The organism is Nocardia vinacea NBRC 16497 (assembly GCF_000308835.1).
Taxonomy (GTDB): domain Bacteria; phylum Actinomycetota; class Actinomycetes; order Mycobacteriales; family Mycobacteriaceae; genus Nocardia; species Nocardia vinacea.
The window spans coordinates 1-8,716 of the sequence record NZ_BAGN01000365.1; the positions used below are offsets into that span (position 1 = coordinate 1).

Here is an 8,716-nt window from a genome sequence, read left to right on the forward strand (position 1 = left end):
AATACCGTCCTGGTCGCTGTCGAAGCTGCCGTCGGGCCGGGTAAGGGCGAGTCCAGTCCCGCTGTGGCTGCGATGACCCGCAAGATCACCGCGGCTCTCGACGCTGCCTGACGGGTGTCGGGTCGGTGCGGTGCGGCTGGTCGCGGGGTCCTGTCCGGACCCCGCGACACGGCCACCGCCCGTCGAACCTCAGGGTGCGGCCGCGTGGAACGCACGATAGGCCGCAATGGAGTGCGTTCGCAGTGCGCGGCAGCCGACGACAACGATCCCCGGCGCGAGTTGGTGGCCTACGGGCCGGCCGGCGAGGTGATCGGCGGTCCGGCCGGGGCTCCGGAGTCCGGCACCCCTGCGTAGTCGGGCAGCTCGACGCCGTTGATCGCACGCTCGATCAGTTCGGTGAACGATTCGCTGTCGAAATCGATGCTCGGCTCGGCGTCCGGCCCGGGGACATCGCGGCTGCGCACATGCCACCGGCCGATTTCCTGGTTGGCCTCGACGAACGAGCGCATCCGCCTCTCGTAGCCGGCGAACCCGGCCTCCGGGTCCCACCCGGCAGCGGCCAGCTCTCCGGCCAGCAGGTAGGCACCGACCAGGGCCAGCCCGGTGCCCGCCCCGGACATCGGCGACGAGCTGAACGCCGCGTCCCCGAGCAGCACCACCCGTCCACTCGACCAGCGGTCCATCACCACCTGGGCGACCTGGTCGAGGTAGAAGTCCGGGGTGTCGTCCAGATGCGCGAGGATGCCCGGGGTCAACCAGCCCAGCCCGGCCATCCGCTCGCGCAACAGGCGCTTCTGCGCCTCGACGTCGCGGTAATCGACGTCGAGGTCGGCCGAGGGGAAGGAGAACATGGCCATCGCCCGGGTGGCGTCCTGGATTGGGCGCAGGCCGGCGGAGCGCCCGGACTCCTGGTAGTCGATCAGCCAGCGGTCCAGCCCGAACTCGTTGGGCACACTGTAGAAGGCCAGTACTAGCCCGAGGTGGCGGAGGAACTGCTCGTGCGGCCCGAAGACCATCGCTCGCAGCGCCGAGTGCAGCCCGTCCGCCCCGACCACCAGGTCGAAACGCCGCCGGTCGCCGCCCGCGAAGGTCACGTCGACCCCGTCCGCGTCCTGGGTGAGTTCGGCGATGCGGTCGCCGAAGATGTACTCGACACCGTCGCGGGTGTCGTCGTAGAGCACCTGGGACAGGTCCCCGCGCAGGATCTCGATCTCCGCGATGAACCCGTCGCCGTCGTCGTCGTCCGCGCGGAAGGTCTCCAGCACGTTCCCGTCCACGTCCACAGTGTGGGCGCCTGCGGTGTCGGTGCAGGCCGCGCGCACCGCTGCGTCCAGCCCCATGCGTCGGATGACCTCCTTGGCCACCCCGCGCGCGTCCACCGCCTGCCCACCCGGACGCAGCTCGGGGGCCCGCTCCACCACGGTCACCTCGGCCCCGCGCCGGCGCAGCCAGTGGGCCAGCGCGGGTCCCGCGATGCTCGCCCCCGCCACCAACACCCTGATACCACTCATTGCGTCTCCTGCTCGCCCGTCCGGATCACTGTCCCGGATCGTTTGTTCCTGCTCTGACCCACCGCTGTCGGTGTATCCAGAGGTATCGACGACGGATCCACACAAAAGTCATCGGTGAGCCGAGATCGTGTCCACGCTCCTGCGAACACCCCTGAATTGGGCATGAGCGGGCGTTCGGCGAGATCTTCGGTCGCCCAACGGTAGTGGCTCCTCCGAAAGCCTGGATCACGGCACTACAAAGGCGAACCGTTCTGCAGCCGCCACCGCATCATCGACACCCGCGGCCAGGTCACCGCGCCCTCGCCGACCGGCTCCACGACAGCACCGGCTCCACCATCGGCGCCCAGGGCTACTAAATCGACCTCACCGCAGACCACGCCGAGGAACGCCACGTGATGTGACCTTCCAAACCGCTCTCACGCCAAAGCAAGAATTGTGTGCTCTTGTGGTTCTATTCGACTTGCTCGACAGGTTTCTGGCGGAGCGTGAAAGCACCGCATAAAACGTCGCCACTGCCGCATATCACGCGCGGATTGGGGCAGCGCTCGAACCTATTCGACATGTTTGACATTTCGGCCGCTGGGGTGCCGGTCCGAGTTGTCGGATACCACTGTCGCGGTCAACTCGTCGGCCGCGAGTTGGAATTCGAGAAGACAGCGTTGATCGGTCAGGTCGGTGACTGTGTCCAGAACCAGGCCGTGCCGCGATGCGAGCGCGCGGAACTCATCGATCCGGCGCTCGCGGCCGCCATACATTACGAGCACGGCCAGGTTGAATTCGCTGGCGGCCCGCAGGCCTCCGACCGGTTCGATGACCAGCACACACCCGGCCGGGTGGGCGGCCTCGACGCAGCGGTTCAGGATGCGGTGGGTGTGCTCGTCGTCCCAGTCGTGGAGGATGTCGACGAGCAAATAGGCGTCCGCTCCTGCTGGGAGCGGGTCGAAGAAGCTACCCGCCGTGACCTGCGTGCGCTCGTCGAGATCATGCGTGCTGAAGGTGTGATGAGCTTGGGCGGCAGTCGGTTCGAGATCGACCAGATGCCCGTGTATCCGAGGGTAGGCGGCCAAGATCGCGGCGAGCAGGCTGCCCTGGCCGCCACCGATGTCGACGATGCTGGAAAACCGGGACCAATCGAAACCAGCGACAATGCGTGGGATCTGGTCGCGGAACCGGTGGGTCATCTGCCGGTCGAACGACTCACGCAGGTGCGGATATTCGGCTAGGTCGGCCCAGAAGTCCTGCCCATAGCGCCGCGGGTAGGCCGCTTGACCAGTGGTGATGGCATGGGCGAGTTCGGCGAACGCCAACTCGGCGCGGCCACCTGCGGCGTCCAGACGCAGCAGGTCGGTCAAGCCATTGCCGGCATCGACACACAGGTTCGTTCCGTACCCGGTTGTCCGGTAGCCAGTGGAGGTCGGTTCGACGATTCCGAGGGTCGCGAGGTGGCTCAGTAGGAGGTCGAGCGCGACCGGATCAACGGTGAGCTCGACCGCGAGTTCGTCGACGGAAACACCGTCGCCGACAAGCCGATCCGGCAATCCGAGGGTCACCGCTACCCGCAGCGCCATCGGCGTAGCCAACCCAGCCATACGACGGATCGAATCCGCATCGTCGTTGCGCCCCACAAAGATCCACGATGCCCTTCCGGTCAACTGAATAGAACGCTTTGATTGGTACGGTGGCCTAATCGATGGGCGTGCTGAGACGTAACTCCAAGCGGCACTGGGCAACTCGACCCTAGCCTGCACGCTGACCGGACCAGCGCCGCCGCTGCTTATGAGACAGTTTCAAACCATCAGAAGAATAGTTGTCACTTGCGGGCTGTATTTGTCACCGGTCGACTCCATTCAGGCTTCGGCTGTGACTCGCAGCGACAGTTGGCCAGTCTCAACGAAAGAGTTGGCCAGATGGCGGCTGTTATAGGGGTGCAGGATGTATCGGGTGTGTCAGTCCCGGATGTAGAGCACGGTGCGTGGGCCGCGCTGGTAGCCGATGGACTGGTAGAGGCGTGCTGGTGCCGGGTATGCCTGGTCGCTGCGGGGCAGTATCACTGAGTGGGTGGCTCCGAGGGACCGGAATGCGTGCAGCAGGGCGATGTTGACCGCTTTGGCGAGGCCCTTGCCGCGGAACTGCGGCATGCATGAGACCGGCTCTACCAGGCCGACGCGGTTGATCTCGTCGTACCAGCCCAGCGCGGAGGCCGCCCACTGGCAATCGGGCGCAACGACAACGAGGTCGGTCTGCTCACGGTAGGGGTAGGCGGCTATGACCCTGTGGTAGCTGTTGCTATCGACCCGGGAGCCGAAGTCGGACCAGCCGGCGCGGTGTGCTGCAGCCCGTCGCTCGGCGTCGCCGCGGGTGACATGGGTAATGGAGAAACCGCTCGGCACCGACGGTGCGGGCAGGTTGGTCAGGTCGTGGATGTGGCGGCGGAAGAACGACCCGTCCTGCTCCGGGCTGTAGCCGCGTCTGGTCAGTGCCGTGCGCTCGTGACGATCGTCTTCCATCACCAGGCAGGAAAGCCTCGGCACCGTGGCTACTGTCTCGAACCAGTCCAGTACCCGCGGTAGCAGGCTGGTCGCGGCGGGGTCGATGAGCAGGTCCAGGTGCCCGGGCAGTTCTAACCATGCCCATGCCAGCACCACCTCGTGTTCCTCCCATACCGATAACCGGTACTCCGCTGTCGTGTCAGGGACCGAGTTCCAGGCCCACGCGATGTCGCCGATATGGAAGCACGCTCGGGCGACCAGATACGCTGCGCCAGCGATTGCAAGCAACGAAAGTCTGCGGGATCTCCGCAATCTCGTCGAGTCGCCATGGGTCCCCTCCGTTCGTGCCCGTGGATGCATCGTCCACCCAGACCAAGCTGTCCTGCAAAGGATTTGGTGGAACACCCCTGGTTCGTGCGTCGGGGGATGTCAAGAGCGATCGTTTAGCGTGTCCAGAAGTCCTCGGGTTGGCGGCCCGGCTGGAATCCGCAATGCTCGACCATTGCCACTGCGTCCGGGAAATTGTCGGCGAGCGCTGCTGGGACGTGGGCGTCGCTGCCGAATGTGACTGCGCGCCCGCCCTCTTCGCGCCACCATTGCGGAATCCAGGGCCAGAGTCTGCGGGTGTTCATCTCCAACGCTCTCCCACTGTCGGCGATGGCTCGCATCGCCGAGCGGAAGCCGTCCTCGAAGCGGCGCGGGGCGAATGGGCCGACATCCCCGGTTGGCCAGGCTCGTACTGCGTAGTCGATGTGGCTGAAGACTGTGAAGGAGTCGGATCCTGCGACCATGCGCGGGATCTCGTCGAGGTAGGCCGACATCACCTCATCCGGCGGCCACAGCCGAAACAGGGTGTTGGGCTCACTGCGGTCGTCGCCGATCTGGAGTGTGTGCAAGGAACCGTTCACGCGGTCCAACGCGGTCAGGTCGAGCAACTGAGCCGCGTGTTCATCGAAGAGGTGTGGTTGTCCGAACTCCACTCCGGTAAGAATGCGTAGCTGCGGGAACCGGTGACGGCAGCGCTCGACGCAGTCGAGGTAGCCCGCAACATCCAGCACAGGAGGGCGGAGGTAGCCGTCCGGGCCGAGCAGGTGGCGTTGGTGTGGCATGAGGTCCTCGGGACCGGTACGCCATGCGTCGTCGAAGTCGAGATGTTCGGTGAACACGACCGCGGGCAGCCCGATCGCGACGGCACGCTCGCAGGTCCGTTGCATCCGGCCCGAGGCCTCCGACGCGGGACCGCCAGTGTCCCAGGACCATTCACTGTGGACATGGCTGTCTGCTGGAAGCATCACCGGTCGAGCTTTGCACTCGGTGCCGGGGTGCTCCAAGAGGTGCGCCCAGTAGGTTCAACCCTGCTGGGCTCGGCGGAGGATTTCCTCGACGACATCGCTCTTGGCGTTGGCGTAATGTTGCACGAACATCCAATCATGTTGGGCCAGTTCCCGTTTGGTGCGCTCGTAGTATGCCCGGTCCTCGTCGTGAGTGCGGAGCCAATCCCGGAAGGTAAGGATCCGCTCGATCTCCGGCGCACCCAATTCCGGCGAGAAGACATGCAGGTTCACGCTCCACGGCGCACCGTCCTCGACCCGCCGGACCAGGCAGCGGTGCTGATACCAGTCCGGTTCACGGATACGCAGGGTGTACCCGACGCCCTCGAGCGCGGGAACATAGGCGACTTCATCAGTGGTGTCCGGGATGACCAACAGGATGTCGATCACCGGTTTGGCAGCGAGTCCGGGCACCGAGGTTGATCCGGTGTGCTCGATCCGCAGGACCAGTGCGCCGAGTGCCGCGCGGATCGCTGCTTCCTCTTCGCAGTACCAGCCTGGCCAGGAAGGGTTGTAATCCTCGATGACGACCTTGACCGCGTACGGTTCGAGCGGGCCGATGGTCGCGGCCGCGAGTTCATCATCAGAGTCCAATGTCGCCACACATCACCCTAACGAGAGTACGAACGAGGAACAGACCACCACTTACGCCAAGGCCAGTTGGGTCGCCTATCTCGCCGCACGCACCGCGCCCAGCCCCGGAAACTGGCACGATGATCCGGAGCGGTTCAGCGGCAGCAGTTGGGGTCCGGCACGATGCACAGCGCCGACAGGGCCTCGCGTTTGGCGTGGTGGCCCACGTTCACTCCGGCGCGTTCGGAATCGACGAGTCCGGTTTTGCTGAGCTGGCCGACACCGCACGGAACCTCGTTTGAGTGTCGTCATCGTCCTCGATTGGCGTGTCGGGACACACCGCCACGTCACCCCGTTACCGTGCGGGGGTCGACCACAAAGGACTGCCCGGCGGCTGGCGGGTAAGAGTTCCCTTGGCAGCCGGGTACTGGCGTAGACCATTGAGAGGATCTGAACCTTGAGCGATCTTTCTCGCCGTGACCTGCTCAGGACGTCGGCGGCCGCTGGCGTCGGAGCAGTCGTTGTCTCGGGCCTTGCGGCCGCAGACACGCCGGATATTGCGGACGCAAGCGCCCCGGGAAGTGTGGTCGCGGACCACCCGAGTAAGAGCCCGGGATGCCCGCCCGCGACGCTGACCGGCCACATCGTCCGCCCCGGTGACGCGTCGTACACGGATGCGCGACTCGGCTGGGACCAGCTCTTTTCGCACTATCCGCAGGTCATCGCCTTCGCACAGGAAACCAAGGACGTGGTGAATGCCCTGACGTGGGCGCGGCAGCACAACATCGCGCTGCGGGTGCGGAGCGGCCGCCACGCCCTCGAAGGCTGGTCGAACCTCGACAACGGCATTGTGATCGACGTCAGCCAGCTGAAGTCGGTCCAGATCGACCCTGGCGCTCGGATCGTGACGGTCGGTGCCGGGCTGAACCAACTGGAAGCGGTGACGACGCTCGCGAAGCAGAACTTTGCGGTCACAACCGGGAGCGAGGGCAGCGTGAGCTTGTGCGGTGCGACGCTCGGTGGTGGCCTCGGGCCCCTCAACCGCTGGCTCGGCATGGCCTGCGACAGCCTGATGGCGGCCGAGGTCGTCGTCCCGTCGGGTCACGACTGCGCCGAGGTGATCAACGCGGACTTGCAGCACCACTCGGACCTGCTCTGGGCGCTTCGCGGGGCGGGAAACGGCAACTTCGGGATCGTCACACAACTCACCTATCAGGTGTATCCGCTCGAGCATCTCGCCTATGTGCAGGCGACATGGGATGGACTTGGGGACCTGTACGGGGTCTTCGAAGCGTGGCAGCGTACGTTACCGTCGGCCGACAGCCGTCTGGGATCCGAGCTCGAGATCCACAAGTCCCAGATCCTGCTGTCCGCGTGGCTTGTGGACGGGGCAGGGGCACAGGCCACAGAGATGCTGGCTCCGATCCTGTCGGTCGGCAGGCCCGATGTCACGGTGCAGGTCGGTAACTGGGGCGATATCTTTGCGGGAGCCCAGGTCCCGCTCGCGCAGGAGCCCGCGAACTGGAAGTTCTTCTCGGAGTTCGTCAAAGAGCCGTTCCCGAAGCAGGCGATCGACATCATCGGCGACTTCATGCGAAACGCTCCCACAGAGGAGAGCAACTACTTCGTCGATGCCTTCGGTGGGGCGATCAAGAGGGAGCCACCCGGCGGCACGGCGTTCGCGCATCGCGACGCGCTTTTCTACGGCGAGATCGGCGCAGCCTGGGGGACTCGTTCAACACAACCAGGCGTCGGCGACCCGCTGACCTCGCAGGCCCAGGCATGGACCGCTGAGTTCAGCCAGGCGCTGCGGCCCTACACGGAGGGCGCCTACGTCAACGTGCCGAACGTCGGAATGCAGGACTGGGAGACCGCCTACTGGGGGAGCCAGCACTTCGAGCGGCTGCGCAGGATCAAGGCGAAGTACGACCCCCGCAACGTCTTCCAGTACGAGCAGAGCATCCCGCCCGCGTCACACTGATCGACAGTTCGCCGCTGCTCCCCAACCTCCGGGCGGCCGTCGGCGGCCAGGTTGAGATCTAGATCCTCCGCCACAATCCCCATGCCCAATTCTTGCGTGCCACGCAAGTGTTCCTTGCTGATGTTGCGCTGCAGATCATGCCTTGGCGGGTCGATACTGATCCTCAGGAGCTCTCGACAGCGGACGTGCCGCTCTCGACGAGACAACCGATCGGTCGCGCCCCCTCGCCGGGCAGTGCCGACTGCCACCCCACCAGGACAGGAGCCCAGTCATGCCCAGAATCGTGTGTCCGATCGCCTACGGCACACCCGATGTGCTCGCCGTGACCGAGGTGCCGACGCCGCGCGCGGCCGTCGGCGGCGTGGTCGTCGCGGTCCGGGCCGCAGGGGTCAACCCGATCGACTGGAAGCTCTACAGCGGGGCTTTCCACGCCGTGGACGGCGACCACAAGGACGCCGCCGGGGTCGCCGCCTCGATGCCCTCGATCGGTCTGGAGTGCGCTGGCGTCGTCACCGAGGTTGGTGCGGAGGTAACCGGTGTGCGGGTCGGGGACGAGGTCATCGTGTACCCCGTGACAGCCGCCTACGCCGATTACGTCACGGCCCCGGCCACGTCGATCTTCACCAAGCCCGCGGGGATCGGGTGGGCCCAGGCAGGGGCGCTGATGCTGACCGGCACCACCGCCGTCCATGCGCTGCACGCCGCCGGCGTGGGTGCAGGTGACACGGTGCTCGTCCACGGCGGGGCCGGCGGGGTCGGCCTGATGGGAGTGCAGCTGGCCACCGCTGCGGGTGCGACGGTGATCGGCACCGCTGCCGAGCGCAACCACGC

At 65.9% G+C, this 8,716-nt stretch carries 8 protein-coding genes; 2 read left to right on the forward strand and 6 right to left on the reverse strand.

From position 1 onward, the window contains the following. Positions 1-287 precede the first annotated feature (287 nt). The 6 genes from ON44_RS34475 to ON44_RS34495 all read right to left on the reverse strand — a co-directional run bounded on the left by ON44_RS34475 (position 288) and on the right by ON44_RS34495 (position 5,925). Positions 288-1,511: an FAD-dependent monooxygenase gene (locus ON44_RS34475; protein WP_040698483.1), complete on the reverse strand. Its 1,224-nt coding sequence runs from the start codon at positions 1,509-1,511 to the stop codon at positions 288-290. A gap of 233 nt (positions 1,512-1,744) precedes the next feature. Then, complete coding sequence (locus ON44_RS50755) at positions 1,745-1,903, reverse strand: hypothetical protein (RefSeq protein ID WP_157187419.1); 159 nt, start codon at positions 1,901-1,903, stop codon at positions 1,745-1,747. A gap of 159 nt (positions 1,904-2,062) precedes the next feature. Beyond that, positions 2,063-3,100, reverse strand: coding sequence for a methyltransferase (locus tag ON44_RS34480; RefSeq protein WP_083898305.1), 1,038 nt, complete (start codon positions 3,098-3,100; stop codon positions 2,063-2,065). A 357-nt stretch (positions 3,101-3,457) separates the two neighbouring features. Continuing rightward, complete coding sequence (locus ON44_RS34485) at positions 3,458-4,288, reverse strand: GNAT family N-acetyltransferase (protein ID WP_051182743.1); 831 nt, start codon at positions 4,286-4,288, stop codon at positions 3,458-3,460. A gap of 155 nt (positions 4,289-4,443) precedes the next feature. Continuing rightward, complete coding sequence (locus ON44_RS34490; protein WP_245567462.1) at positions 4,444-5,292, reverse strand: PHP domain-containing protein; 849 nt, start codon at positions 5,290-5,292, stop codon at positions 4,444-4,446. Positions 5,293-5,349: 57 nt separating this feature from the next. Then, positions 5,350-5,925: a GrpB family protein gene (locus ON44_RS34495; RefSeq protein WP_040698490.1), complete on the reverse strand. Its 576-nt coding sequence runs from the start codon at positions 5,923-5,925 to the stop codon at positions 5,350-5,352. A 436-nt stretch (positions 5,926-6,361) separates the two neighbouring features. On the opposite strand from ON44_RS34495, the gene ON44_RS34500 reads away from it, so the two are divergent. After that, positions 6,362-7,885, forward strand: a complete 1,524-nt coding sequence (locus tag ON44_RS34500) for an FAD-binding oxidoreductase (protein WP_040698485.1) — start codon at positions 6,362-6,364, stop codon at positions 7,883-7,885. Positions 7,886-8,156: 271 nt separating this feature from the next. Continuing rightward, on the forward strand, positions 8,157-8,716 hold a 560-nt coding region (locus tag ON44_RS34505; protein WP_040698486.1), incomplete at its 3' end, for an alcohol dehydrogenase catalytic domain-containing protein.